The sequence below is a fragment of the Sphingomonas citri genome (assembly GCF_019429485.1).
Taxonomy (GTDB): Bacteria; Pseudomonadota; Alphaproteobacteria; order Sphingomonadales; family Sphingomonadaceae; genus Sphingomonas; species Sphingomonas citri.
The window spans coordinates 1,735,715-1,759,865 of record NZ_JAHXZN010000001.1; the positions used below are offsets into that span (position 1 = coordinate 1,735,715).

Here is a 24,151-nt window from a genome sequence, read left to right on the forward strand (position 1 = left end):
CGTCCGCAGGAACACGATCGAGGGCGGCGAGGCCGTCATCTCACCACTGCCGTCATCCTGAACTTGCTTCAGGATCCACTGTCCCGGAGGCGCCGCGATCGGTGATGCTGGGGTCGGGTGGATCCTGAAACGAGTTCAGGATGACGCCAGGCGGACGATCGGGAAGGATGCGGTAGGCAGCGCTGCCGCCTCTCCCTCAGCGACCCCGCATCGTCGCGGCGGCGAGCTTGCCCACCAGCCCCGGCAGCCCGGCGTAGTTCGCCTTGTGATAGGGCGAGTCCTGCTCGAGCACCTTGGAGATGCGCCGGTGCGCCTCCGCCAGCGCGTGATACGGCAGGCCTGGCAGCAGATGGTGCAGCGCATGGTAGCGCAGCCCCACCGGCGCCCACAGCACCGGCAGCAGCGCGGGCGGTGGCACGTTCACCGTGTCGAGATACTGGGCGGTGACGCTCATCGGCTCGCCCTCATTCTCCCACAGATGCGCCACCAGCGTGCGCACCTGGTTGATCAGCGCTACGCCCGAGCCGACCGCCAGGAAGATAGCGAACGCCTTGAGCGATACCGCGCCCGTCGCCGTCAGCGCCAGCAGAGCGATCGCCCACAGCGAGGTGACGATCTCCCACCGCGTCCAGCGCGCCTTCTCCTCGCCCTGCGGCGCACGGCGACGGAAGTGCGGGTTGATCGACAGCGCCGAGTAGCGCGCCACCACCGCCTCGCGCAGCCGCGGCGACAGCGCCGACAGCGGCGCCAGCAGCGCATAGCGGATCAGCAGCCCGATCGGCGCCAGCGCCGACACCAGGATGAAGACCGGCAGGGTCCAGGGCCGCATCAACGCCAGCGGGAGATACTCGGGGTCCTCCGCCGTGCCGTAGCGTGTCTTGGCGTGGTGCAGGTTATGGACGCCCTCGTACATGAACGACGGGATCATCATCGGCACACCGATCAGCGCGTTCCAGCCGGCGCGGAAGCCCGGCACCGCGGCGTGCTTGATGTGGCTGATCTCGTGGATCATGCTCATGCCGCGATACAGAGCCAGCACCGCGACGACCCCGGCGAGCACCGCCCAGCCGGTCGAGGCGACGGTCACCGCGACCGCGAGCGCGGCGTAGCCGACCACCGCCGAGCCGACCAGATCGGCCCAGTAGAGCGTGGGGCGCGGCTGCACGAGGTCGCGGGTGAGCTCGGCGGCGGCGCGCAGCATCGCCTTGTCGTCCGCGATCGCCGCCCGGTTGGCGACGGGTGCGGCAGCCGCGTTCTCGCCCCGGCTCTCGAAGGTCATCGTGTTCATGGCGCTGTTCATTGGCCCAACATAGTGGCGACAGCGTGACCTTTACAGGACGCACGCACTCGCCGTTGCCAGTAAAAGCTCGCTCGCTATGATCGGTTTCTCCGTTTACGGGCGAGCGCCATGTCCGATCTCTCCATCACCCCGGTCACTACCAAGAGCGAGCGCAAGGCGTTCGTCGATCTGCCCTTCCGCCTCTATGCCGACGATCCCCACTGGGTGCCGCCGCTGAAGGGCGAGGCGCTGGGACTGATCACGCCGGAGAAGAACGGCTGGTTCAGCCATGCCAAGGCGCAGCTCTTCCTGGCACGGCGTGACGGCCGCGTGGTCGGGCGCATCTCGGCGCATATCGACACGCTCGCGCTCGAGATGCCCGCGGCGCAGGGCTTTGGCCCCGGTGTCGGGCAGTGGGGGCTGATGGACGCGGAGGACGAGGACATCTTCCGCACGCTGCTGGCGCGCGCCGAGGCGTGGCTGCGCGAGCAGGGCATGGTGCGCGCGCTCGGGCCGATCAGCATGTCGATCTGGGAAGAGCCGGGGCTGCTGATCCAGGGCTTCGATCAGGCGCCCACGGTGATGATGGGGCACCACAAGCCGGTCTATCGCGAGTGGATCGAGCGCGCTGGCTACCGACCCGTGAAGCAGCTGGTCACCTACGAGCTCGACATCACGCAGGAATTCCCGCCGATCGTGAAGCGGATCATCCGCTCGGGCGAGAACAACAAGAGCATCGTCGTGCGCGAGGTGAACAAGAAGCGCTTCGACGAGGAAGCCGCGATCATCCTCGAGATCCTCAACGACGCCTGGTCGGATAACTGGGGCTTCGTGCCGCTCACCCCGCCCGAGATCAAGGACGTGGGCGTCAAGCTCAAGCCGATCGTGTTCAACGACCTGATCCGCATCGCCGAGGTCGACGGCCGGCCGGTCGCGTTCATGATCACCTTGCCCGACCTCAACGAGGCGATCCGCCCGCTAAACGGCAGCCTGCTCCCGTTCGGCTGGGCAAAGCTGCTCCTGTGGCTGCGCAAGCCGCGCGTCCGCACGATGCGCGTGCCGCTGATGGGTGTGCGCAAGGAGCTTCAATCGTCGCGGCTGGCCAGCCAGCTCGCCTTCATGATGATCGAGGCGATCCGCAAGGCGTCGGTGGCGAACTATGGCGCCTCGCGCGGCGAGATCGGCTGGATCCTCGACGACAATCAGGGGATGAACTCGATCGCCACCGCGATCGAGAGCCAGGTCAACAAGGTCTATCAGGTCTACGAGCGGACGCTCTGATCCGGGGGAGCCGGCGGCGCCGCGCGCCTCGGCCGGCGCGGCGCCGCTCCCTCCCGTCCGCCCGCTGGCGGCCGTCACAGCTTCTCGGGAACCTTGACGCCCAGGTCCTTCCACTCGGCGCGCGTGTGGCAGACGCGTTGGATGATGTGCGAGCCGGTCGCCTCGGTGTTGTAGCAATAGCGCGTGTTGGGGGTGCGGGCCTTGACGCCGCCCTCGGCCGGGGTCGCGACGGCGGCGGCGCTCGTGGTGGTGGCGGCTGCCGCCGGGCTGGTCGGCTCGGCCTGCGCGGGCGCGACGAGGACCAGGCTGGTGAGCGCGGCGACGATGGTGGCGTTCATGGCAGTGTCTCCCTGCCCCGTTGATCGGGGACGCCAAGTGCTTTGCAGGCACCGTGCCAATCGACTATTTCACCCTATTTTGAGGGACTTACGGACTTCATCCATTCTGCGCAGCCAGGGCCGCCGCCGACATCCGGCGAATTTCGCCAGAAGATGGCGAGCCCTTGTGGATGGGCGCGACGACCCCATCTCGTAGGCACTGTCCAGATCTGACCACGCGAGCCTGGATAGCTGAGAGACCGAACGCGCTCCCGCTTGCACGCAGGGAGACCGACATGGACCTCAACGAACTCTACTCACGCCACCAGATATCGATCGCTCGCGCCTCGGATGCCGCCAGCGCGAGCGGCCGCGACGCTTACCGGATCTGCGCGAAGGGCTATGCCGCGCGGATCGCCGACGTGCAGTGGCTCGCCGGCGTCGTCCGCCCGACCGTGGTGGTTGGCGCGTGAGCGACGAGCCGCAACCCGCCCCGCGCCCGCCGCGCCGCCCCTATTTCCGCCCGGCCAGCAGCGTCCCCAAGCTGTCACCCGAAAGCGCGGCGCGCGAGAGCCAGGTGGTTCGCGCCGCGACCGAGCGGCTCGGCCTCGCGGGCGCGATGGCCTTTCTCAACGCCGATGTCGGGCTGGGGGCTCGCCCGCTCAAGCTCGCCGCGGCGAGCGACGAGGGCGCGCGGCAGGTGCTCGATCTGATCGCGCTGCAGCAGCCGGACGGCGCTGCCTAGCGACCGATCCACCGGAGCCGCAACGTGCTCCCGCGCACGCGGGAGGCCGAAGCGGCAAGTGGCTACGTTGATAACTCTGGGCTTCGGCGTTTACCGGAGCTCACCGTGGGTGCAGATCAGGCCGATCAGTTCCTCGGTTGAGCGCGCCGCTTCACTTCACAAGGCGACTTCCTGAATGCTCTAGGGGGCCAACGCGCCGATCCAACAGCGGCCGCGAGGTGTGCGGATCAGCGGATCCTGGGACAAGCTCAGGATGACGCCAGAGGAGGAGGAGCGGTCCGCCCCTTGTGCTCAGAACAGGAACGCGCCGCCCAACACCAGCCGTGCGTCGGGCGAGTCATGATTCAGACCCGCGACCGCGAGCAGGTCGATCTGCGTCCGCTTGGTCGGCTGCCACGCCAGCGACCCCGCCGCGAGCGTCTGCGTGACATGGCCTGCGGGATCGTCGTCGCGCTCGACCGAGAACTCCGCCACCGCGGTGAGGCTGTCGGTCAGCGCATAGCCGAGGCCGACGACGCCGCTCGCGTCGAAATGCCGCCCGCCGCCCTCCTCGTTGGCCGCCGCCGTGGCGCGACCGGTGAAGTCGAGGCTCCACTTGTCGTTCATCTGCCAATAGACCGGCGCGATCACCCCCGCCGACCAGTCGCCGTCGCCGATTCCGCTGCGGCCGGTCGGTAGAGTGACATAGGGCTGAATCGCGGACGACAGGGCGCGGCCGTCAGGGTGACTCAGCGCGTAGCGATAGCCGATCGTCGTGTCGCCAACTCCCCACTTTCGTGAGACGGCGCCGGTCACCTTGTCGCGCGTGCGCAGCGTGCCCAGCGGCGTGAACTCGACCTGCAGCTCGCTGTCCCGCGTCACGCCGAACCGCGCGGTGACGTCGCCGAACAATGTGAGGTCTTCGCGCGAGTCGCCGCTGTCGTCGCGCTGCCAGTCCACGCCCGAGAGTTCGACCTGCACCTGCCCCGGCATGGTGACGCAGCCGCTCGCACCGAGTGACGGCCGGTTAGGGCAGAACCGCTCGGTGACCGGATCGTCCTGCGCGATCGCGGGCGCGGCCACCAGCAGCAGCCCGGCGGCGAACAGGCCGGCGCGCATCATCGCAGCCGCACCCAGGTCGGCGCGTGGTCGCTCGCTTTCTCCCGGCCGCGATACTCCTTGTCGACGCCGGCCTCGACCAGCCGGTCGGCCACCGCCGGGCTGAGCAGCAGGTGATCGATGCGGAAGCCCGCGTCGCGCTGCCACGCACCTGCCTGATAGTCCCAGAAGGTCCAGACGCCGCCGCGCGGGTGGCGGGCGCGCAGCGCGTCGGTCCACCCCTGCGCGACCAGCGCGCGATAGCCCTGGCGGCTCTCGGGCTGCATCAGCGCGTCGCTCGCCATCGCGCGCACGGAGAAGACGTCATCGTCATTGGGAATGACATTATAGTCGCCCGCCAGCACCGCGGGCACTTCGCTGGCGAGAAGCTGCGCCGCGCGCGCACGCAGCCGCTCGATCCAGCGCAGCTTATAGTCGAACTTGGGGCCGGGCTGGGGATTGCCGTTGGGCAGATAGATCGACGCCACCGTCAGCCCGGCGACGTCGCACTCGAGGTAGCGGCTGTGCTCGTCGTCGGGCTCGCCTTCCAGCCCGCGCTGGCGCTCCACCGGATCGGCACCGCGCGCGAGCACCGCGACGCCGTTGAAGCCCTTCTGCCCGTGCCACACCGCGCCATAGCCTGCGGCGCGCACCTCCGCCTCGGGGAAGGTCTCGTCGCTCGACTTGAGCTCCTGGAGGCACACCACATCGGGCTGCGCCTCCTCGAGATACTCGAGCAGCCGCGGCAGCCGCGCCTTGATGCCGTTGACGTTGTAGGTGACGATCTTCACCCGCGACGGTCTATCGCGCCGCGTGGGCTTTGTCTCGCCCCGCGCGCGTCTTAGACCGAGAAGCTGGTGCCGCAGCCGCAGCCGCTGGCGGCCTGCGGGTTCTCCACCTTGAAGGAGGCGCCGCCGAGCGACTCGACATAGTCGACGCTGGCGCCGCGGACGAGATCGAGGCTGACGTCGTCGACCACCAGCCGCACGCCGTCGGTCTCCACCACGAGGTCGCTCGCCTCGGGCGCATCGGCGAAGCCGAAGCGGTACTGGAATCCCGAGCAGCCGCCGCCCTCGACGGCGAGGCGCAGGATCGCGGGCTTGTTCTGCCGCGCCGCGATCGCCGCGACGCGCGCGGCGGCGGCGGGGGTGAGCGCGATAGCGGGTGCGAGCGTGGCCATGCGGGTAAGATAGGCGTGGGGGGCGGCGGGGGAAAGGGGGCGGGCGTTGCCGCTCCCTCTCCTTCAGGGAGGGCCGGGGTGGGCCTCCCCGCGAGTGAGTCGCATGCGGAAGCGCCCCACCCCTACCCCTTTCCTCAGAGGAGGGATAAGCAGGCACTAACGAGAAAGGGCCGGCCCGCTCGGCGCGGCGCCGGCCCTCCCCTCCTAAAGCGAAGCGATCAGTCCTGCGGTGCGGGGCCCGAGGTCGACACCGGGATCTGGCCGACGGCGCGGTCCTGCGCGGCCATCAGATAGTCGGCGGTGGTCAGGAACGGCACCGGGTTGACCGCGTGCCCGTCGATCCGCACCTCATAGTGGAGGTGCGGGCCGGTCGAGCGCCCGGTCGACCCCATCAGCGCGATCAGCTGGCCGCGCTTCACGCGCGTGTTGTCGGAGACGAGGATCTTCGACAGGTGGCCGTAGCGCGTCGCGATGCCCTTGCCGTGGTTGATCTCGACCATGTTGCCGTAGCCGCCCTGGCGGCCGGCGTGGCTGATCACCCCGTCGGCGGTGGCGTAGATCGGCGTGCCGCTCGGACCGGGGATGTCGACGCCGGCGTGCATCGCCGCAGTACCGCGGAACGGGTCGCTGCGGATGCCGAAATTGCTGGTGAACTGCAGCTTCTGCACCGGCTGCACCGAGGGGATCGCGATCACGCCCTGCTCGAGCCGGTCGAGCTTCTTCCAGCTCATGAACAGCGAGCGGAACTGCTGGTCGGCGGCGAGATCGGCGCGCGCCTCGGCGCTGTTGGCCTCGACCAGCGGGCCGCCCATCGCGCTGCCACCCTTCGCCAGCCGCGCCGTGGAGATGCCCAGCTTGCGCACCGTCTTGGCGGTCGCGGCGTAGCGCTGGTCGAGCTCGCGCTGCGCCACCGCGGCGAGCTCGGCCTGGCGCGTCTCGACGCGCAGGAAGGGCTTGATCGTGTCGGCGGCGAGGCGGGTCGCGTCGGGATCGATCGCCAGCGTCGCGCGCGCCAGCTCGCGGCTCTCACCCTCGCCGGTCAGCGCGGCGGCGAGCAGCGCCTGGCGCTGCTCGATGCGGCTGGCGTGGAGCTCGGCGGTGCGGCGGATGGTGGCGACCCGCGTCTGGAGCTGAGTGACCTTCTGCTCCATCTTGGCCAGCTTGCGCTCGCTGGTCGGCGCCGGCTTGAGCCCGGTCGCGACCGCGACCTGCTGGCTGGCGGCGACCGCGCCATAGCCGGCGAGGCCGAGGACCATCGCGGCGCCGCCGCGTGCCATCAGGCGGCGCGTGCCATAAGCGGCGCGCAGACGATCGAGCGGGCGCGCGGCCGGCGTAAGAGCGGTGTCGTTCATCGAACCCCAGATCAAAGACTGCGACCGGGCGGCGGGCTGCCGCGCGGTCTTCCCCTTTTCTCGAACTGCCGCCCCGGAGACGAAGCCTCCCGGGCACAAAGGTTTGTGACCCGAGCAGGGTTAATCGGGCAAGAGCAGCGGCGCGGCAGCGCGCCCGATCGACGGAGAGACGCGGCGAGTCGTTGTAATTCGCCGAGTCGAGTAGCCAGTGCTCGCGTGATTTACGTGAGTTGCGAGCGATTCCTGGTGGCGGATCGGCGCGAGTGACTGGCACAGGACGAGGAGTTTGCTCCGATGTGGAGCGATGGAGCGAGTTCGATTTCTGAGACGATTGAACGCGGCAGACGCAAGATAGGCCTCCGTCATCCCGAACCAAGTTCTGGATGACGGTGGGGCTATGGACGACTTCGCCCTGCGCAGCGGCGCCCTGATCGCTCTAGCGACGTGCGGCCGCTCGGGCGCCCGCGTCAGCCCAGCGCACGCGCCGCCTCCAGCACCTCCTCGGCATGGCCCGGCACCTTCACCTTGCGCCACGCGCGCACCAGCCGACCGTCGGGGCCGTAGAGGAAGGTGGCGCGCTCGATCCCCATATAAGTGCGGCCGTACATCTGCCGCTCGCCCCACACGCCGAACGCCTCGGTGACGCTGCCGTCGAGGTCACTGCCGAGCGGGATGCCGAGCCCGTGGCGCGCAATGAACTTGTTGTGCTTGGCGACGGTGTCGCGCGAGATGCCGATGATCGACGCGCCCGCGGCGGCGAAGCGGCTCGCCAGCGCGGAGAAGTCGAGCGCCTCATGGGTGCAGCCGGGCGTGTCGTCCTTGGGATAGAAATAGACGATCAGCGGTCGCGGCAGGTCGCGCAGCCTCAGCGGCGCGCCGTCGGTGCCGGTCACGGTGACGTCGGGGATGGTGTCCACGCGATACTCTCCTGCCACTGGGCGGCGACGCTCTCGCGCACCCGGTCCAGCGTGGCAAGCAGCGTTTCCCAGTCGGGCAGCATCACCGCACGCGCGATCAGCGCGCGGGTCGCCGCCGCGCCGGGCTCCTGCGCGTCGGGCGCGACCAACCGTCCGGTCACCAGCAGCCGGGCGAGCAGCGCGTAAGCGTCGCGCATCGCCGGCGCGAGCGCGCCCTCGGCCACCAGCGCGTCGATCGCGACGCTCAGCCGCGGGTCGAAGCCGCACCGCCGCGTCAGTTGGGTGACGTGCACCGCGAACTCCAGGTCGACCAGCCCGCCCGGCAGCAGCTTGGCATCGAGCGGCCCCTGCGGCGGCTTGTGCCGCGCGATCTCGGCGCGCATCTCGGCCGCCTCGGCGGGCACGTCGCGCACCGGCCGCTCGCCCGCCAGCACCGCGGCGACGATCGCCGCCACCGCGGCGCGCGCGTCATCTGAGCCGAAGACGGCGCGCGCGCGGGTCAGCGCCATATGCTCCCAGGTCCACGCTTCCTCGCGCTGGTAGCGAGCGAAACTGTCGAGGCTGACCACCAGCGGACCCTGCGCGCCCGAGGGCCGCAGCCGCGTGTCGACCGGGTAGAGCGGCCCCGCCGCGGTCGGCACCGACAAAGCCGCGGTGACCCGCTGCGCCAGCCGCGTGAAATAGAGCGTCGCGCCGAGCGGCTTGGCGCCGTCAGACTCGGCGGTGAAGTCGCCGGTGAAGAGATAGATCAGGTCGAGGTCGGAGGCGTGGGTGAGCGCCATCCCGCCCATCCGGCCGAGCGCGAGGATGACGAGCTCGCCGCCGGGTACGCGACCGTGCGCGCGCTCGAACTCGGCCGCGGCGGCGCTCGCCAGCGTCTCGATCGCTGCCTCGGCGACGCGCGCATAGCCGGCCGCGACGTCGAGCGGGTCGGCCGCCCCGGCGACGATCTGCGCGCCGAGCGCGAACCTTTTGTCGCCGACGACCCGCCGCACGTGATCGAGGAGCGCCTCATAATCCGCCCCCTCCTCCACGGCGCGCATCTCCGCCGCCAGCGCGGCGATCTCGCCGACGGATGCGAAGGCGCTCGCGTCGATCAGGCCGTCGAGCAGGTCGGGGCGGCGCGCCAGCTCGTCGGCGAGGGTCGGTGCGTGGCTGAGCAACTCGGCCAGCAGCGAGGTGAGTGCCGGGCGCGCCTCGAGGAGGCGGAAGACGTTCACCGCGCTCGGCAATCGCTCGAACAGCCGGTCGAGGCGGTTGAGCGCGACCGCGGGCACCGGCGCTTGCGCCAGCGCGCCGACCAGCGCCGGCAGCACCGCCTCGAGCGCGCTCTGCGCCGCCGCCGAGCGCAGCGCGGGATAACGCCCCTCGCGCCAGGCCGCGACGCGACGCACCGCGTCCTCGGCATCGGCGAAACCGGCCTCGCTCAGCGTGTCGCCCAGCCGCGCCGGGTCGAACGGCAGACCCGCCGCGGAGACGGGGGCGAGCCGGTCGAACGCCGCCGCGACGCGCTCGACCTGTGGCGCGAGCAGCGCGAGCAGCGCCGCGCCGTCGTCGAGGCCGTGCAGCCGCGCGACCCGGTCGAGCGACTCGCCCGCGGGCAGCGCGTGGGTCTGGCGGTCGTCGATCATCTGGACGCGGTGCTCGATCGTGCGCAGCAGCGTGTAGGCGTCCGCCAGCGCGGCGGCGTCCGCGGCGTCGATCCGCCCCGCGCGGGCGAGGGCGGCGAGCGCGTCGCGGGTCGCCGGCGCGCGCAGCGACGGGTCGCGGCCGCCGTGGATCAGCTGGTGGATCTGCGCGAAGAACTCGATCTCGCGGATGCCGCCGCGGCCGCGCTTGAGGTCGAAGTTGGGGCCGAACGCCTGGCCCTGCGCGTGATGGTCGCGGATGCGGCGCGTGATGTCGAGGATCTCGCCGACCGCGCCGAAATCGAGGCTGCGCCGCCACACGAAGGGACGGATCGCCTCGACGAAGCGGGCGCCCAGCGCGCGGTCGCCCGCCGCCACGCGTGCGCGGATAAAGGCGGCGCGCTCCCACGGCAGCGCCTGCGACTCATAGTAACTGATCGCGGCGTCGATCGGGATCGCGATCGGTGTGACCTCGGGCGAGGGGCGCAGCCGCAGGTCGACGCGCAGCACATGGCCGTCGGCGTCACGCGCCTGGAGCAGCTCGAGCACCCGCCGGCCGACTCGCACTGCCGCGTCGGCGACGTCCTCGCGGGCGCGACACGGCAGGGTCGCGGGATCGTAGAGAAAGATCGGGTCGATGTCGGACGAGTAGTTGAGTTCGCGGCTGCCCTGTTTGCCCAGCGCGATCGCGACGAAGCCGCGCGGCGCGGCGTCCGGCGTGCGCTCGGCGATCGCGCCGGCGACGGCGCGATCCAGGGCTGAGTCCGCGAAGTCGGTGAGCCGCGCGGTGACGGCGGTGAGGTCGAGCGCGCCGGCGAGATCGCCCAGCGCCACATCGAGCGCGAGCGCACGCCGCTCGAGCCGCAGCTGCCGCGCGAGCGGCAGATCGGGGAGCGAGAGTGCGTCGGCGGTAGCGGTCTCGCGCTGGAGCAGGGTGTGCAGGAACGGCGCATATCGTTCCGCCCGCCGGCGCGCCTCGTCGAACCGGAGAGTCATCATGTCGAAACCTAAGCCGGGGTCGCACGTTGCCGCAACATGGTAGCAGACCTTCCTTCCTCATCCAGCGGCCCCCGCGGCGATTATGTCGTGCGCGCGCCGCAGGCCGGGGACGTGCTGGCGGGATCGCTGCGCGCGGCCTATCGCCGCGACAAGGCGCTGCCGAGCGACATGGCGCACCTGCTATCGAAGCTAGGTGGCGGCGCGCACTGACCGAGGCTTCATCGTTCGACGTGGCGGCGCGGTCAGGAAGAGACGTTTCGCCCTACATCGCGGCGTCATCCTGAACTCGTTCCAGGATCTACTTCTCCGTACGCGAGGCGTGGCATAGGATCCGCTAGCGATCGTGACGCGAGCCAACGCCGGTTGGAAGAATTTGTATCGGATGGCGCGTGGCGGGCGAGATCGAACTGTCTCGCCCGCGGCGCAGTGGATTCTGAGACAAGCCCAGGATGACGGCATCTTGAACAAGAGCGTCAGCTTCCCGCCCGAATACCCACCCTCAGGCGTCGCGGTCGCGGCTCAGCTCGTCCACCTCGTTCATGATCGAGTCCAGCGTGGTGCGGTCGCCGCTCACCTCATGGTCGCGGCGCGACGAGAGCGCGCCATCGGTCATCAGCGCCTCGAGCGCGACACGACCGCGCGCGACGCGGCTCTTGATCGTGCCGACCGCCACGCCGCAGATCTCAGCGGCTTCCTCATAGGCGAAGCCGCCCGCGCCGACGAGGATCAGCGCCTCGCGCTGTGGCTGCGGCAGATGCATCAGTGCGCGCTGCATGTCGGCGAGCTCGACGTGCTTGTCCTGGCTGGCAGGCGCGGCGAGCACGCGGTCGGCGACCAGATCGTCCCATTCGCCCTTGAAGCGCGCGCGGCGCATCTGGCTGAGGAAAAGGTTGCGCAGGATGATGAAGGTCCAGGCGCGCATGTTCGTGCCCGCCTGGAAGCGCTTGCGCGCCGCCCACGCCTTGAGCAGCGTTTCCTGCACCAGGTCATCGGCGAGATCGCGGTTGCCCGAGAGCGAGCGGCCGAACGCACGCAGATGCGGGATCACGAGCGCGAGCTGTTTCTTGAACTCGGGATCCGACAGCGCGACATATTCCGTCGGCGCCGGGGCCGACGCCTCGTTCCCATGCGAGGGTGATTGGGTCATGCCGCTCCGTCGTGCTGGCGCGGCGCCGTCCTGGCGCTCGTCCGAGGCTGGAAGATAGGTATCGGCCGGCCGGTTGGCCAGCCCATCACGCACCACTTGTTCGAGCATCGCGTCAGGACAGCAGGATGGCGGCGAAGACCACTACGATCAGCACCAGCGACGCCGCGAGGATGTAGCGAGTCATGCCCGGCGTGCTGCCGGCGCGGGCCTCGTCGGTCTCGAGATGAACTCGATCATTGTCGTCTGCCATGAGGCCTCAACGCGGTTCGACCGTTTTGGGTCCGTAAGGATGGGAACAAGTCGCGGGGGCGGTTGGCGTCTCTATACGGCACCGGCAACTGCGGGGCGGCGTCGTCATTCAGCCGGCCCGACAGCGCTTGAACTCATCGCGAGTCGCTGCTCCCGGCACCCCCCCGTCATTGCCGCGAAGGCGGGAATCCAGACGCGCCGAGGTCAGCGATGGAGTCGCGCCGGTCGCGCGTCTGGATCTCTGCCTCCGCAGGGATGACGTCTCGTGGGTGAGGAGGCGGCGCTCCCTCAACTCTTGCGATGGGTCGTGGCAGCCACCGGCGCGCAGACCGCGCGCGGCGAAGGGCGCGTCAGCGCCCCCGCCGCCCACTCCCTCACGCCGGGACGGTGGTCTCGTCGAAGAACAGCGCCTGGCTGATCGCCGCCTTCACCGTCGAGCGCTGGAACGGCTTGGTGATCAGGAAGGTCGGCTCGGGCCGCTCGCCGGTGAGCAGCCGCTCGGGGAAAGCGGTGATGAAGATCACCGGCACGTTGAACTCGGCGAGGATGTCCTTCACCGCGTCGATCCCGGAGCTGTCGTCGGCGAGCTGGATGTCGGCCAGCACCAGGCCGGGACGATCCTCCATCGCCAGCGCCACCGCTTCGTCGCGGGTCACCGCCACGCCGGTGACCTCATGGCCAAGGTCGCGCACGATCGACTCGATGTCCATCGCGATGATCGGCTCGTCCTCGATGATCAACACGCGCGCGCGCGTCTGCTTCTCGATCTCGGCGAGCGCCTCGGCCACCAGCGAGTCGACCTCGGACGGCTCGACCTCGATCAGGTAGGCCGCGTCCTCGGGCGTGAAGCCCTCCATGGCGGTGAGCAGCAGTGCCTGGCGCGACAGCGGCGTCATCCGCGACAGCCGCGCGCGTGCCACCGCCTCCTGCTCCTCGGCCGGCTCGCTGCTCTCGACCTCGTCGAAATTGGCCGAGTTCCAGATCGCCTGGAAGGTACGGTAGAGACCGAGCCGCGGATCGACGTCGCGCGGGAACTGATCCGGCGCCGCCACGATCGCCTCCAGCGTCGCGCGGACGTAGCGGTCGCCCTGCGCCTGGCTCCCGGTCAGCGCGCGGCCGTAGCGGCGCAGGAACGGAAGATGCGGCGCGAGTTGTTGTCCGAGCGACATGTGTAGAAAGCCCTCCCTCACGGCATGGCGCGATTGCGCCGCCGCGTGTCGTGATACCCGTCGTGGACGGTGCGCAACCGTGGCAATAAGTTCCCCCCGGCCGGCGATTTTCGTCGCACGGCGGGGGAACCATCGAGGGGCTATTTGGTTTCATCCGGCGAGCGCGGCCAACCGTGCCAGCAGCATATGGATGTTCCATCGTGTTCCGCTCGACCCGCCCAGCGGTCGCTGGGGCCGGGTTGTCTTGGGGGGTAAGCGTTGACGTCGGACAAGAAAGCGCCGGAGAAGCCGAAGAAGGGCACCGTCGCGCACTCGAAGAATCGGGACATGGGTTCGGCGTTGCGCTCCGTCTATCAGAAGACCGTCGAGGAAAGCGTGCCGGACGATCTCCTTTCCCTGCTCGGCAAGCTTGACTGACCGAGGTGGCGGCGACCGGAGCCGCTGACGCCCCGCTTCCGCCCGCGGGGCGGGGCGAGTTCGTCGGCCGCTGGCCGACGGGCGCCAAGCTCTTTCTGATCCTCAGCATCGCGCTGCTGCCGCTGGCGCTGATCGCGATCTTCGCCACGCTGCGCGTCACCCAGATTGCCGACACCGAACTGCGCTCGCACCTGCGCGTCGCCGCCGCCGAGTCGAGCCGCGCCATCGCGATCGAGCTGGTCGGCGACATGACAGCGCTGCGCGTCGCGGTCGACGCGCTCACCGCCGATCGCGGGGACGCGCCGAGCTGCGCACGCGCGCAGGGCGTGTTCGCGCAGCAGTCGGCGGCGGGCACCAGCTTCGTCATCCTCGATCGTCGCGGCCGGCCGATCTGCGGCGAGCCCTTCCCCGGCGCCGCCGCCTTCGCGCGCCAGTCCGATCCAGCGGTGGTCAGCGCGCGGCTGATCGACGGTGCGGCGGGCGGGCGGCGCGGGCTGATGCTGCGCATCGCGGGTCGTGCCAACGGGATCAGCGCGGCGGCCTATTTTCCCGCCGCCTTCCTCCAGCAGCTCAGCCGGCCGAGCGGCTTCGCGCTCGACTATGGCTCGACGCTGACGCTCGGCAACCAGCGGCTGGAGCTCGACCCGCTGGCGCGCGAGAGCGCGTTCGAGCGGCGCGAGGCGGCGCGCAACGATCTGGCCGTCGCCGGGCTGGCTCTAGAGATGCAGGTGCGCAGCGCACCGATCAGCTCACCGCTGCTGATCGCGCTGGCGCTACCGCTGCTGATGTGGGCGCTGGCGGCGGCGATCAGCTGGTTCGTGGTCGATCGCCTGCTGATCGCGCCGCTGCGCGCGTTGCGGGGCAGCATCGCGGCTTATGCTCCCGGCGACCAGCCCGACCCGGCGATGCTGCGCGCGCTGCCGGCGCAGGAGATCCGCGACCTTGGCGACACGTTCCGCGCGCTCAGCCGCACCGTCGCGCTGCACGAGGCCGGCCTCGCCGAGGGGTTGGTGCGCCAGACCAAGCTGACGCGCGAGGTGCACCATCGCGTCAAGAACAACCTGCAGGTGATCTCGAGCCTGATCAACTTCCACGCGCGCGGCGCGCGCAGCGCGGAGGCGACCCAGGCCTATGCCTCGATCCAGCGCCGTGTCGACGCGCTCGCGGTGGTCCACCGTTATCACTTCGCCGAGATGGAAGAGAATCGCGGCGTGGGTCTGCGCTCGGTGCTGGGCGAGCTGGCCTCAAGCATCCGCGCGACCGCGCCCGAGGGCACGCGCATCGGCATCGTGCTCGACATCGACCCCTTCTACGTCACCCAGGACGTGGCAGTGGCTGTTGCCTTCCTCGTGACCGAGCTGGTTGAGCTGGCGATGACCTGCGCGCCCGAGGCGCAGCTGCGCATCTCGCTGAAGCCCGTCGCGGGTACGGCGGAGAGGGCGATGCTGCGGCTGTCGTCGCGCGCGCTGGTCGACAGCGATGTGCTGCGCGACGGCCTCGGCCACCGCTACGGCCGCGTGATCGAGGGGCTGACCCGTCAGCTGCGCTCGTCGCTGCAACACGACCCGCTCTCGGGTGCCTATGAGATCGCGGTCGCGGTGACCGGCAGCGAGTGAGAGCGGCCCTTCGAAAGCTTTGGAAAATAATGCCGCGGCAGCGGAACCGATCGTAGGAAGGTCCGTTCAGCAAATCGGACAGCGACCTTATGCCCCCCCCCGCTCTCGCTGTCCGCGACATAGGCCCGGAAGCGTCCACCCCTCCCCCCCCCGGTGACGCTTCCGGGCCTTTATCATCTCGCCCACACCGTCGACCACGCACCGCAAGCTATTGCAGCGGCGGAACGATCGTGTCGGCCGCGCATTGTTGGCATGATCTTCTAGGAGGCGGTTCGATGCGTAAGGTGATGACGGTCGCGGCACTGGCCGGCGTGATGCTGGTGGCGGCGTGCAACACGGTCGGTGGCGTCGGCAAGGACGTCTCCTCCGCGGGTGACGCGGTCAGCACCGCGGCGGACAAGTCGAAGTAACGGGATCCCTTCGGGGTCGCACGGGAGGCGGGTCGCGGCGACGCGGCCCGCCTTTTGCTATGGGGTTGGGGTGGCGTGGCGTGGAGAGCGCGCTCAGATCTGCCCCTTGCAGGGGAGATCGAGCGCCATCCCCTACTCCGTTTCGAGCGCGGCCGCGGTCTCGCGCGCGCGCTTCCGCTCGGTGAACCAGATGCCGACGATCGCCAGCTCGTAGAGAATCACCAGCGGGATCGCGAGCAGCAGCTGCGAGCCGACATCCGGCGGGGTCAGCACCGCGGCGATGGCGAAGGCGCCGACGATGGCGTAGCGCCGCGCGCCGATCAGCTGCTTGCGGGTGACGATCCCGGCGCGCTCCAGCAGCATCAGCAACACCGGCAGCAGGAAGGCCGCGCCGAAGCCGAACAGGAACTGCATGACGAAGCTGAGATAATAGCCCATCGCCGGCAGTGCCTGCTGGTGCACGCCGCCGACCGTGCCGGAGAAGCCGAGCAGGAAGTGCAGCGCCATCGGGATCGCGACATAATAGGCCATCGACGCGCCGAGCAGGAACAGCACCGGCGTGGCCAGCAGGAACGGCAGCAGCGCGCGCTTCTCCTTGCGGTACAGGCCGGGCGCGACGAACTGCCACAGCTGCATCGCGATCACCGGGAAGGAGATCATCATCGCGGCGAAGAAGGCGACCTTCACCTGGACGAAGAAGGCCTCGAACAGTTGGGTGTAGATCAGCGTCTTCTGCCCCGCGCTCAGCAGCGGCTGGACGAGAAAGGCGAAGATATCCTCGGCGAAATACCAGCAAACGGCGAACGACAGCACCACCGCGGCGATGCAGTAGAGCAGGCGGCGGCGCAGCTCGAGCAGATGGTCGAGCAGCGGCGCGCGGCTGTCTTCCAGCTCGTCCACGACCTCGCTCACGACGGCGCCTTGCTGTCGGCGGGCGGAGTCTCGTGCGGCCCGCCCGGCACGACGCGCGGCTGCTCCACCATCACCGGCGGGTGCTCCTCCTGCGCGTGATCGTGCGACGGCGCCAGCGACGCATCCGAGGGCGTGTGATCGCCCGACGCGGGCTCGGACGGGGGCGGCGGGATCATCGGGTGCTCACGCATGATCCGCTCGTTCTCCGCCTTCCACTTCTTCTCCATCTCCTCCAGCTCGGCCTCGCGCACCATCTCGTCGAAGCCGGCACGGAACTGGCGCCCGACCGCGCGCGCGCGGCCGACCCAATAGCCGACCACCCGCATCGCCTTGGGCAGGTCCTTGGGGCCGATCACCACCAGCGCGACCAGCGCGACCAGCAGGAACTCGGACGAATCGATGTTGAACATTCAGCGTGCCGGCCGGGTGCGAGGGATCAGCGCCGCTCCTCGCGGACTCGGTCGGCGTCGCGATCGAACGCGGGCTCGGCGCTCGACTGCGCCTCGATGCGCGGCTTGGGCGCGCGATCCTCGGCGTCCTCCTCGGCCATGCCCTTCTTGAAGTTCTTCACGCCCTTGGCGACGTCCCCCATCAGGTTCGAGAAGCGCCCGCCACCGAGCAGCAGGACCGCGACGATCGCGAGGATGAGGATATGCGGAAGACTGAAGCTGCCCATCACGGAATCTCCTAATTGCGTGTCATCTAGTCGTCGTCGGCGTCTTTTTCCACCGCGAGTTGCTCGAAGGCGAGATCGACCGGATCGAGCAGTCCGGCGGCGCGCAGATCGTCGAGCCCCGGCAGGTCGCGCCGGCTCGCCAACCCGAAATGGGACAGGAACTCGGGCGTGGTCGCGTAGGTGAGCGGGCGCCCCGGCACCTCACGCCGCCCGGCGGGACGGACCCAGCCCGCCTCCATCAGCACGTCGAGCGTCCCCTTGGCGACCTGGACGCCGCGGATCGCCTCGATCTCGGCGCGGCTGACCGGCTCGTGATAGGCGATGATCGCGAGCGTCTCGATCCCGGCGCGGCTGAGCCGCCGCACCTCCTCGCGGTCGCGGCGCAGCAGGTGGGCGAGATCGGGCGCGGTCTGGAAGTGCCAGCGCCCGCCGCGCTCGACCAGCTCGACGCCGCCTCCGCGGTAGCGCTCGGCGACGGCGGCGATCGCGGTGCGGATGTCGCCGTCGCCGACATAGGCGCGCAGCGAGTCGATCGACAGCGGCTCGGCGCTGGCGAACAGCACCGCCTCCACCGCGCGCTCGATCGCGTGGCTCACGCCGCCGGTCGCCGCAGGTAGAGCGGCGCGAACGGCGCCTCCTGCCGCAGCTCGACCCGCCCCTGCCGCGCCAGCTCGAGCGCGGCGAGGAAGCTCGACGCCAGCGCCGAGCGACGCAGCGCGACGCTCGCCTGCTCGGGCAGGAAGGCCTCGATCACGCGCCAGTCGATCGCGCTGCCGACCAGCGCCGCGACGCGCGCGATCGCCGCCTCCAGCGTCATCACCTCTCGGTCGTGGACGACGTGCATCACCGGGCGCGAGCGCGCCGAGACGCGGCCGTAGGCCGTCATCAGCTCGTAGAGATCGGCGGTCCACTGCGCCTTGCGCACGGTGCGCAGCCCCTCGGGGGCAGCGCGGCGGAAGACGTCGCGCCCCAGCCGGTCGCGCGCCATCAGCCGCGCGCCGGCGTCGCGCATCGCGTCGAGCCGCTCGAGCCGCAGCTGCAGCCGCATCGCCAGCTCGTCGGCGTCGGGCTCGACCTCGGGGTCGCGCGGCAGCAGCAGCGCCGACTTGAGATAGGCCAGCCACGCCGCCATCACGAGATAATCGGCGGCGAGCTCGAGCTGGAGCACGCGCGCGCGCTCCACATAGCGGAGATATTGCTCGACCAGCGCGAGGATCGAGATCTCGCGCAGGTCGACCTTCTGCGCGCGCGCGAGCGACAGCAGCAGGTCGAGCGGACCTTCCCAGCCGTCGAGATCGAGTGTCAGCTGCTCGGGCGCGTCGCTCACCGGGTGGCGCCGGGGCGAGAGGGCAAGGCGCTGATGCGGCACATGCGCCGCACCGTGGCACGTGACTCGGGGCGGGGCTAGAGGGCGCGCTCTGTTGGGCCTGTGCCCTCCCCCACACTCCTGTTCCCCCGGCGGAAGCCGGGGCCCAGTTGGGGGACGATGGTGAGACCCGCGACGGCCTTCCCACCTGGACCCCGGCCTCCGCCGGGGAACGAGCAGCGAAGTGTCCGCCTACACCAGCGCCAGCAAGCGGTCGCGCGTGTCGAGCAGCGCCGCCATGGCGCCCGCGGGCGGGGTCAGCGTCGCCATGGCGCGCTCCAGCCGCGCCAGCGACACCGGCGCGATGTCGTCGAGCCGCGCGACGATCTCCTCCATCTCGGGCATCCGCGCCCAGCAGTCGAGCACCAGGTCGCAGCCCGCCGCGATCGCGCCAACCGCCTTCTCGCCCGCGGTGCCCGACAGCGCCTTCATGTCGATGTCGTCGGTCATCAGCAGCCCGTCGAAGCCGATCGCCCCGCGGATCACCTGCTCGATCACGATCGGCGACAGCGTCGCCGGCCGCTCGCGGTCCCAGGCCTCGAAGACGATGTGGCTCGTCATCCCCATCGGCGCGTGTGCCAGCGCGCGGAAGGGGGCGAGATCGTCCTCCAGTTCCTCCGCCGAGGCGGTGACGGTCGGCAGGTGGTAGTGCGTGTCGAGCAGCGCGCGGCCGTGCCCCGGCATGTGCTTGACCACGCCGACCACGCCGCCCGCGGCCAGCCCCTCGAGCGTGGCGCGGCCCATGGCGGCGACGCGCATCGGCTCGCCGCCGAAGGCGCGCGACGCGATCGCCTCGGTGGTGTCGGCGCGCGCCACGTCGAGGATCGGGTGGCAGTCGACCGTGATGCCCACCTCGGCCAGCATCAGCCCCAGTGCGTGCGCGTTGGCGCGCGCCGCCTCTATCGCGGAGATGGGGGCGAGATCGTACAGCCGGTCGAACGCCGGCCCGGCCGGGAAAGCGGGCCACTCGGGCGGACCCAGCCGCGCCACGCGCCCGCCCTCCTGATCGACCAGGATCGGCACGTCGTCGTGCCCCTCCAGCGCGCGCAGCGAGTCGGTCAGCGCGCGCAGCTGAGCACGATCCGCCACGTTGCGCTTGAACAGGATATAGCCCGCGGGGCGCGCGGCGCGGAAGAAGTCGCGCTCGGACGCGCTGAGCTCGAGGCCGGACAGGCCGAAGATGACGGGCTTCATGCCCGGCTTGTAGAGCGCGCGGGCGGACGTGGGAAATCCTCTATGATAGGCAGGCGCGGCCGGCGCCGGAGCCGGTGCGCCGATCGCGCGTTGATCGGCGTCCATCGCGGCGCGGAGGGGAGTCGCATGTCGTACCGCATTCTGGCCGGGCTCGTTCTCGCTGCGACCGTGGCGGCGGTCACCGCGCCGCCCGCGGTCGCGCAACAGCCTGCCGGACCGCCGGACGGTACCGCGCCCCAGCAGGCCGCCCCCGACGTGCTCGCCGACCAGCCGCTGATCCGGACCGAGCCCGGGCAGGAGAAGCGACGAGAACCGCTGCGCGTGCGCGTCGGGCTCGGACCGCAGCTGGTGCCCGGCTTCCCCGGCAACGACGCGCTGCGGCTCACCCCGATGATCAGCGTGGCGCGCGCGCGCGGCGACACGCCCTTCGGCTATGGCGCGCCCGACGACGGCACCACGATCGCGCTGATCCGCCGCGGCCGCACCGAGTTCGGCCCGACGGTGGAGCTGCAGGGCCGGCGCCGCACCGACGACATCGTCCCCGGCCTCCCCGCGGTCGGTCGCACCGTCGAGCTGGGCGGCTATGCGCAGACCTGGACCGACGACCGCTGGCGCTGGCACGGCGAGGTGCGCAAGGGCCTGGGCGGGCATGAGGGCTGGATCAGCCAGCTCGGGGTCGACTATGTCCGCCGCGACCGAGACGCCTGGCTCGTCTCGCTCGGCCCCCGCGTGGTGGTGACCGACTCACGCTACCAGCGCGCCTGGTTCGGCGTCTCGCCCGAGGCCGCGGCGCGGACCGGACTGGCAGTCTATTCGCCCGGCGGCGGCATCCAGTCGCTCGGCGCGACCAGCCGCGTGATCTACGCGCTGACGCCGCGCTGGGGCGTGCAGGCGCAGGCGGTGTATCAGCGGCTGATCGACGACGCCGCACGCTCGCCCGTGATCCGGCGGGTGAACTCGCAGGACCAGTTATCGGCGGGGATCGCGCTCACCTATACCTTCTCGATCCGGCGGTGATGCTGGCGCGCGCTCGGTGAGGTGTCGCGCGCGCCCCCCCCCCCCGTCGGAGCGACCATCTTCTGTCCCCTTACCTCTTGGGGGTCGACCTGATGACGCTGGTTAAGATGGCCGTGTAGTGCCCGGCGCCGTCCTGCGATGCCGCGACGATCGCCGTGTGCGCCTCCCCCGCTCACGCGCAATTCATCGCGGACGCTCCATATAGCGCTCATGTACGCGGCAGCTCGGCAGGATCGGTACGGTGCGGCGCTCGCCTCGGCGGCGCTGACGCTGCTGCTCGGCTGGGCGCTGCTGGTCGGGCTCGCCGGCGGCGCGGTGCGCGAGCGGGTCGACCAGGGCCTGGCCCTGTTCCAGCCCCTACCTCCGCCGCCGCGCCCCGAGACCAAGGTGGCGCCGCAGCGCGCGACCAGCCCTCGCCGCTCGGGTCGCGCCGCCCCGCCCAACGTCCGCAGCCAAGCGACCCAGGTGGCGGCGCCGCGCCCGATCGTAATGGTGCCGGTGCCCCCCCCGCCGATCACCGTCGCGCTCAAGCCGTTCGCCGGCAGCGCGCCGACGCAGGGCGCGACCGAGCGGGTCGGCCCCGGCACCGGCGCGGGCGGAGCGGGCGACGGTACCGGCAGCGGCGGCTGGGGCGACGGCGATGGCGGCGGCGGGGGCGGCGACCGCGCGCCGGTGTGGAAGCGCGGCCGGCTGACCGACGCCGATTATCCCCCCGAGGTCGGCGAGGCGGGCTTCCAGGGCACCGTCACCGTCAAGTTCCTGGTATGGACCGACGGGCGCGTGCGCGACTGCGAGGTGATGCGATCGAGCGGTAGCCAGTCGCTCGACGCGACGACCTGCCGCCTGATTCAGCGCCGCTTCCGCTACGACCCCTCGCGTGACGCGGCCGGACGAGCGGTGCCGGCGTGGATCCTCGAGAATCACGAGTGGGTGATCGAGGCGGAAGCGGCGAGCCGCTGAACGTCGTCGCGAGGTGCTGCCGGCACGGTCCCGTCGACGCGCGCGCCTGAGAGCGTAACGCCGGGAAGGCTATCGCCGCGCCAGTTCGCGCCCGCCGCCCGGCTCCATCATCGCGCCGGCGACATAGGCCTCGTCGGTCACCTCGACGGTGGCGCCCAGCGCGGTCGCGGCGAACAGCCTCTTGGCGAAGGCGGCAGGCAACCGCACGCAGCCGTGCGACGCCGGGAAGCCGGGGTTGCGCCCGGCGTGGAGCGCCACGCCGTCCCAGGTCAGCCGCTGCATGAACGGCATCGGCGCGTCGTCGTAGAGGTTGGAGCGATGCATCGCCTTCTTCTCGAGGATCGTGAAGCGGCCGAGCGGCGTCGGCTTCTCGTCCGAGCCGGTCGACACCGACGAGGCCGCGATCATCTTGCTCCCGCGAAATACATAGGCGCGTTGGTCGGGCAGCGAGATCAGCACGCTCACCGGGCCGGTGACAGCGGCGTCGTCGGCCCAGAGGTAACGCCCTGGCGCCATCACCGCCGCCGCCTCGGTGATAGCCAGATCGTCCATCGTCTCCGCCCGCGCCGCCGGCACCGCGGCGCCGACCAGCACGAACGCGCCGACCAGCGGCAGCACGGAACGCACGATTCCACGAGCAGCGAATCGCCGCATCAAGGCCTCCATCACGATCGAATTGTCGGCCGCCACGCGCTCGCGTCCCGCCCGTTCGCTGCAACAAACGCGCCATCAGCCTTTTGGTGCCAGCGACGAAGCGTTGCGCTTTCGCGGCAAGTGATCGGAACGAGCGCACGGCACGCCGCAAACGTTGACGATCGTTAACCAGGTCCATGCTATATCCCAGCCAATGCAGCGGGGATTAACCGAAGTGATGATGGACACGCACGACCGGGTGCAGTCGCGCCGTGCTTTGTTGAAGACCGGCGGACTGTTCGCGGGTGCTCTCATGATCCCGGGCGCGGTGTCGGCGGGGATGCGCGATCGCGCGCGTGGCAACCCTGAAAGCCTGGTACCGCACGATTTCTTCCAGACGCCGCACGCCCCGGCACCGCGCCCGGTGATGGCCGCGCCGGCGCGGCCGACGGCGATCTCGGCGCCCGGGGTCAACCCGCGGCTGCTGCAGCGCGCGATGGCCGCGCTCGAGCGTCATGGCGACCGCATCGCCCAGCGCGATCGGATCGCCGTGGCCGACTTCAGCGCGGGGTCGAGCGAGCCGCGCTTCCACCTGATCAACCTGGAGAGCGGTCGCACCGTCTCCAAGCTGGTCGCGCACGGCAGCGGCTCCGACCCGACGCACACCGGTTATCTCCAGCATTTCTCCAACACCGACGGTTCGAACGCGTCGTGCGAAGGCGCCTTCCTCGCGGCCGATTATTATGTCGGCAAGCACGGCAAGTCGCAGCGGCTGATCGGTCTCGACCGCACCAACGACAATGCGCTGTCGCGCGCGATCGTGGTGCACGCCGCCTGGTACGCCAACCCCGAGATGATCCGCCAGCGCGGCATGCTGGGGCGCAGCCAGGGCTGTTTCGCGGTGGGAGAGAGCGAGCTGACCGAGGTGTTCGAGCGGCTCGGTCCGGGCCGGATGATCTACGCCGCCAAGGTGTGAGGCGTCAGCCGCGGCGGTCGAAGGCGGCGAGCTCATACTCGATCGACGCCTCGACCAGTCGCTCCCACAGCGCCGCGATCGCGTCGCCGGGCAGCCCCTGCGCCTCCGCCGCTGCGCGCGCCTGCGCGATCACCTGCGCCTTGCGCGCCTCGTCGCGGACGTGGCCGCGCTCAGGTTTGATGCGCGCCGCGGCGTCCATGTAATCGAACCGGCGGCGTAGCAGCGCGACCAGCTCGCGATCGAGCGAGTCGACGCCCGCGCGCACCTCCGCCATGTTGGTGCAGTCGGGGCCGGCGAGGATCTCGGTCATGTCGCGCTGCCTGCCCGCGTGAGCAGGCGCTGTCCAGCGCGGCGACGCTCTGCGGTGGCTTTGGGGATGACGCTTGCCCGCGCCTCGCGAATCGGTTAGGCGCGCTGGGCCTTCCGGCGCGCCGGGACGCGGGTGTAGCTCAATGGTAGAGCAGAAGCTTCCCAAGCTTACGACGAGGGTTCGATTCCCTTCACCCGCTCCACGGCCATGCCCGCCGGCCTCTTCGCTTCTTCCTGGCTGAGACGCGGCTTGGACCCGCAGGGTCAACATCGCAGAACTGCGGCTTAGCAGGTCAGCGACGTGTACATGGCACCTCGGCGGACG

Annotated in this window: 29 protein-coding genes and 1 tRNA gene; 11 read left to right on the forward strand and 19 right to left on the reverse strand. The window is 70.6% G+C overall.

The genetic code is table 11. The features are described 5' to 3' along the window. Positions 1 to 196 precede the first annotated feature (196 nt). Positions 197 to 1,288 (reverse strand): fatty acid desaturase family protein, encoded by a 1,092-nt coding sequence (locus KZ820_RS07925; RefSeq protein ID WP_219747983.1) that lies wholly within the window; start codon positions 1,286 to 1,288, stop codon positions 197 to 199. Between the two features lie 120 nt (positions 1,289 to 1,408). Here KZ820_RS07925 and KZ820_RS07930 point away from each other — a divergent pair, with 120 nt between their 5' ends. After that, a complete protein-coding gene (locus tag KZ820_RS07930) occupies positions 1,409 to 2,560 on the forward strand; it encodes an N-acetyltransferase (RefSeq protein WP_219747984.1) in 1,152 nt (383 codons plus the stop codon). 74 nt (positions 2,561 to 2,634) lie between these two features. Here the strand turns inward: KZ820_RS07930 and KZ820_RS07935 are convergent, their stop codons facing one another. Continuing rightward, on the reverse strand, positions 2,635 to 2,898 hold the full coding sequence (locus tag KZ820_RS07935; RefSeq protein ID WP_219747985.1) for a hypothetical protein: 264 nt from the start codon (positions 2,896 to 2,898) through the stop codon (positions 2,635 to 2,637). A 275-nt stretch (positions 2,899 to 3,173) separates the two neighbouring features. Here KZ820_RS07935 and KZ820_RS07940 point away from each other — a divergent pair, with 275 nt between their 5' ends. Next, on the forward strand, positions 3,174 to 3,350 hold the full coding sequence (locus KZ820_RS07940) for a hypothetical protein (protein ID WP_219747986.1): 177 nt from the start codon (positions 3,174 to 3,176) through the stop codon (positions 3,348 to 3,350). Beyond that, complete coding sequence (locus tag KZ820_RS07945) at positions 3,347 to 3,622, forward strand: hypothetical protein (RefSeq protein WP_219747987.1); 276 nt, start codon at positions 3,347 to 3,349, stop codon at positions 3,620 to 3,622. Before KZ820_RS07940 ends, KZ820_RS07945 begins: the two co-directional genes overlap by 4 nt. A gap of 291 nt (positions 3,623 to 3,913) precedes the next feature. Here the strand turns inward: KZ820_RS07945 and KZ820_RS07950 are convergent, their stop codons facing one another. The 6 genes from KZ820_RS07950 to KZ820_RS07975 all read right to left on the reverse strand — a co-directional run bounded on the left by KZ820_RS07950 (position 3,914) and on the right by KZ820_RS07975 (position 10,775). Then, a complete protein-coding gene (locus tag KZ820_RS07950) occupies positions 3,914 to 4,723 on the reverse strand; it encodes a transporter (RefSeq protein ID WP_219747988.1) in 810 nt (269 codons plus the stop codon). Beyond that, positions 4,720 to 5,490, reverse strand: coding sequence for an exodeoxyribonuclease III (gene xth, locus KZ820_RS07955; RefSeq protein WP_219747989.1), 771 nt, complete (start codon positions 5,488 to 5,490; stop codon positions 4,720 to 4,722). Before xth ends, KZ820_RS07950 begins: the two co-directional genes overlap by 4 nt. A 50-nt stretch (positions 5,491 to 5,540) precedes the next feature. After that, positions 5,541 to 5,879: an iron-sulfur cluster insertion protein ErpA gene (gene erpA / locus KZ820_RS07960; RefSeq protein ID WP_219747990.1), complete on the reverse strand. Its 339-nt coding sequence runs from the start codon at positions 5,877 to 5,879 to the stop codon at positions 5,541 to 5,543. Positions 5,880 to 6,097: 218 nt separating this feature from the next. Continuing rightward, entirely contained in the window at positions 6,098 to 7,231 is a 1,134-nt protein-coding gene (locus tag KZ820_RS07965; RefSeq protein WP_219747991.1) for a M23 family metallopeptidase, read from the reverse strand. 467 nt (positions 7,232 to 7,698) lie between these two features. After that, complete coding sequence (locus KZ820_RS07970; RefSeq protein ID WP_308462158.1) at positions 7,699 to 8,148, reverse strand: peroxiredoxin; 450 nt, start codon at positions 8,146 to 8,148, stop codon at positions 7,699 to 7,701. Next, positions 8,121 to 10,775 (reverse strand): bifunctional [glutamine synthetase] adenylyltransferase/[glutamine synthetase]-adenylyl-L-tyrosine phosphorylase, encoded by a 2,655-nt coding sequence (locus tag KZ820_RS07975; protein ID WP_258047783.1) that lies wholly within the window; start codon positions 10,773 to 10,775, stop codon positions 8,121 to 8,123. Before KZ820_RS07975 ends, KZ820_RS07970 begins: the two co-directional genes overlap by 28 nt. Before the next feature lie 87 nt (positions 10,776 to 10,862). On the opposite strand from KZ820_RS07975, the gene KZ820_RS21845 reads away from it, so the two are divergent. Then, positions 10,863 to 10,985: a hypothetical protein gene (locus KZ820_RS21845; protein ID WP_258047784.1), complete on the forward strand. Its 123-nt coding sequence runs from the start codon at positions 10,863 to 10,865 to the stop codon at positions 10,983 to 10,985. A 289-nt stretch (positions 10,986 to 11,274) separates the two neighbouring features. Here the strand turns inward: KZ820_RS21845 and KZ820_RS07980 are convergent, their stop codons facing one another. From KZ820_RS07980 to KZ820_RS07990, 3 genes are all read right to left on the reverse strand, one after another. Beyond that, positions 11,275 to 11,922 carry a sigma-70 family RNA polymerase sigma factor gene (locus tag KZ820_RS07980; protein WP_219747993.1) on the reverse strand — a complete coding sequence of 216 codons (648 nt, stop codon included), beginning with the start codon at positions 11,920 to 11,922 and terminating at the stop codon, positions 11,275 to 11,277. A gap of 112 nt (positions 11,923 to 12,034) precedes the next feature. After that, positions 12,035 to 12,172 carry a hypothetical protein gene (locus tag KZ820_RS07985; protein WP_219747994.1) on the reverse strand — a complete coding sequence of 46 codons (138 nt, stop codon included), beginning with the start codon at positions 12,170 to 12,172 and terminating at the stop codon, positions 12,035 to 12,037. Positions 12,173 to 12,545: 373 nt separating this feature from the next. Beyond that, entirely contained in the window at positions 12,546 to 13,340 is a 795-nt protein-coding gene (locus KZ820_RS07990) for a response regulator (RefSeq protein WP_183924835.1), read from the reverse strand. Between the two features lie 258 nt (positions 13,341 to 13,598). On the opposite strand from KZ820_RS07990, the gene KZ820_RS21850 reads away from it, so the two are divergent. The 3 genes from KZ820_RS21850 (at position 13,599) to KZ820_RS08005 (ending at position 15,783) form a co-directional block, all read left to right on the forward strand. Then, entirely contained in the window at positions 13,599 to 13,757 is a 159-nt protein-coding gene (locus KZ820_RS21850) for a NepR family anti-sigma factor (RefSeq protein ID WP_258047785.1), read from the forward strand. Then, positions 13,754 to 15,373 carry a sensor histidine kinase gene (locus KZ820_RS08000; protein WP_444547588.1) on the forward strand — a complete coding sequence of 540 codons (1,620 nt, stop codon included), beginning with the start codon at positions 13,754 to 13,756 and terminating at the stop codon, positions 15,371 to 15,373. The genes KZ820_RS21850 and KZ820_RS08000 overlap by 4 nt, the downstream gene beginning before the upstream one ends. Before the next feature lie 275 nt (positions 15,374 to 15,648). Then, on the forward strand, positions 15,649 to 15,783 hold the full coding sequence (locus KZ820_RS08005; protein ID WP_183924839.1) for an entericidin A/B family lipoprotein: 135 nt from the start codon (positions 15,649 to 15,651) through the stop codon (positions 15,781 to 15,783). A gap of 132 nt (positions 15,784 to 15,915) precedes the next feature. Here the strand turns inward: KZ820_RS08005 and tatC are convergent, their stop codons facing one another. The 6 genes from tatC to KZ820_RS08035 form a co-directional block, all read right to left on the reverse strand. Further along, the gene (tatC, locus tag KZ820_RS08010; RefSeq protein WP_219747996.1) at positions 15,916 to 16,695 is read right to left on the reverse strand and encodes a twin-arginine translocase subunit TatC; all 780 of its coding nucleotides are present in this window, start codon (positions 16,693 to 16,695) and stop codon (positions 15,916 to 15,918) included. After that, a complete protein-coding gene (tatB, locus tag KZ820_RS08015; RefSeq protein ID WP_219747997.1) occupies positions 16,692 to 17,105 on the reverse strand; it encodes a Sec-independent protein translocase protein TatB in 414 nt (137 codons plus the stop codon). The genes tatC and tatB overlap by 4 nt, the downstream gene beginning before the upstream one ends. 26 nt (positions 17,106 to 17,131) lie before the next feature. Continuing rightward, the gene (locus KZ820_RS08020) at positions 17,132 to 17,371 is read right to left on the reverse strand and encodes a twin-arginine translocase TatA/TatE family subunit (protein WP_132910323.1); all 240 of its coding nucleotides are present in this window, start codon (positions 17,369 to 17,371) and stop codon (positions 17,132 to 17,134) included. A gap of 26 nt (positions 17,372 to 17,397) precedes the next feature. Further along, positions 17,398 to 17,967 carry an SMC-Scp complex subunit ScpB gene (gene scpB / locus KZ820_RS08025; protein ID WP_308462159.1) on the reverse strand — a complete coding sequence of 190 codons (570 nt, stop codon included), beginning with the start codon at positions 17,965 to 17,967 and terminating at the stop codon, positions 17,398 to 17,400. Next, positions 17,964 to 18,698, reverse strand: coding sequence for a segregation and condensation protein A (locus KZ820_RS08030; RefSeq protein WP_219747998.1), 735 nt, complete (start codon positions 18,696 to 18,698; stop codon positions 17,964 to 17,966). Before KZ820_RS08030 ends, scpB begins: the two co-directional genes overlap by 4 nt. Positions 18,699 to 18,929: 231 nt before the next feature. Next, on the reverse strand, positions 18,930 to 19,931 hold the full coding sequence (locus KZ820_RS08035) for a glycoside hydrolase family 3 N-terminal domain-containing protein (RefSeq protein WP_219747999.1): 1,002 nt from the start codon (positions 19,929 to 19,931) through the stop codon (positions 18,930 to 18,932). Positions 19,932 to 20,057: 126 nt separating this feature from the next. Between KZ820_RS08035 and KZ820_RS08040 the strand changes: the two genes are divergently transcribed. Next, the gene (locus tag KZ820_RS08040) at positions 20,058 to 20,948 is read left to right on the forward strand and encodes a MipA/OmpV family protein (protein ID WP_219748000.1); all 891 of its coding nucleotides are present in this window, start codon (positions 20,058 to 20,060) and stop codon (positions 20,946 to 20,948) included. 210 nt (positions 20,949 to 21,158) lie between these two features. Then, positions 21,159 to 21,908, forward strand: a complete 750-nt coding sequence (locus tag KZ820_RS21855; protein ID WP_258047786.1) for an energy transducer TonB — start codon at positions 21,159 to 21,161, stop codon at positions 21,906 to 21,908. A 69-nt stretch (positions 21,909 to 21,977) separates the two neighbouring features. On the opposite strand, the gene KZ820_RS08050 is transcribed toward KZ820_RS21855, so the two are convergent. Then, complete coding sequence (locus tag KZ820_RS08050) at positions 21,978 to 22,562, reverse strand: L,D-transpeptidase family protein (protein WP_219748001.1); 585 nt, start codon at positions 22,560 to 22,562, stop codon at positions 21,978 to 21,980. A gap of 217 nt (positions 22,563 to 22,779) precedes the next feature. On the opposite strand from KZ820_RS08050, the gene KZ820_RS08055 reads away from it, so the two are divergent. Further along, the gene (locus KZ820_RS08055; RefSeq protein ID WP_219748002.1) at positions 22,780 to 23,517 is read left to right on the forward strand and encodes a murein L,D-transpeptidase catalytic domain family protein; all 738 of its coding nucleotides are present in this window, start codon (positions 22,780 to 22,782) and stop codon (positions 23,515 to 23,517) included. 4 nt (positions 23,518 to 23,521) lie between these two features. On the opposite strand, the gene KZ820_RS08060 is transcribed toward KZ820_RS08055, so the two are convergent. Further along, the gene (locus KZ820_RS08060) at positions 23,522 to 23,827 is read right to left on the reverse strand and encodes a chorismate mutase (protein ID WP_219748003.1); all 306 of its coding nucleotides are present in this window, start codon (positions 23,825 to 23,827) and stop codon (positions 23,522 to 23,524) included. A gap of 128 nt (positions 23,828 to 23,955) precedes the next feature. On the opposite strand from KZ820_RS08060, the gene KZ820_RS08065 reads away from it, so the two are divergent. Further along, positions 23,956 to 24,029: transfer RNA gene (locus tag KZ820_RS08065), tRNA-Gly, on the forward strand. The last annotated feature ends 122 nt before the right edge of the window (positions 24,030 to 24,151 follow it).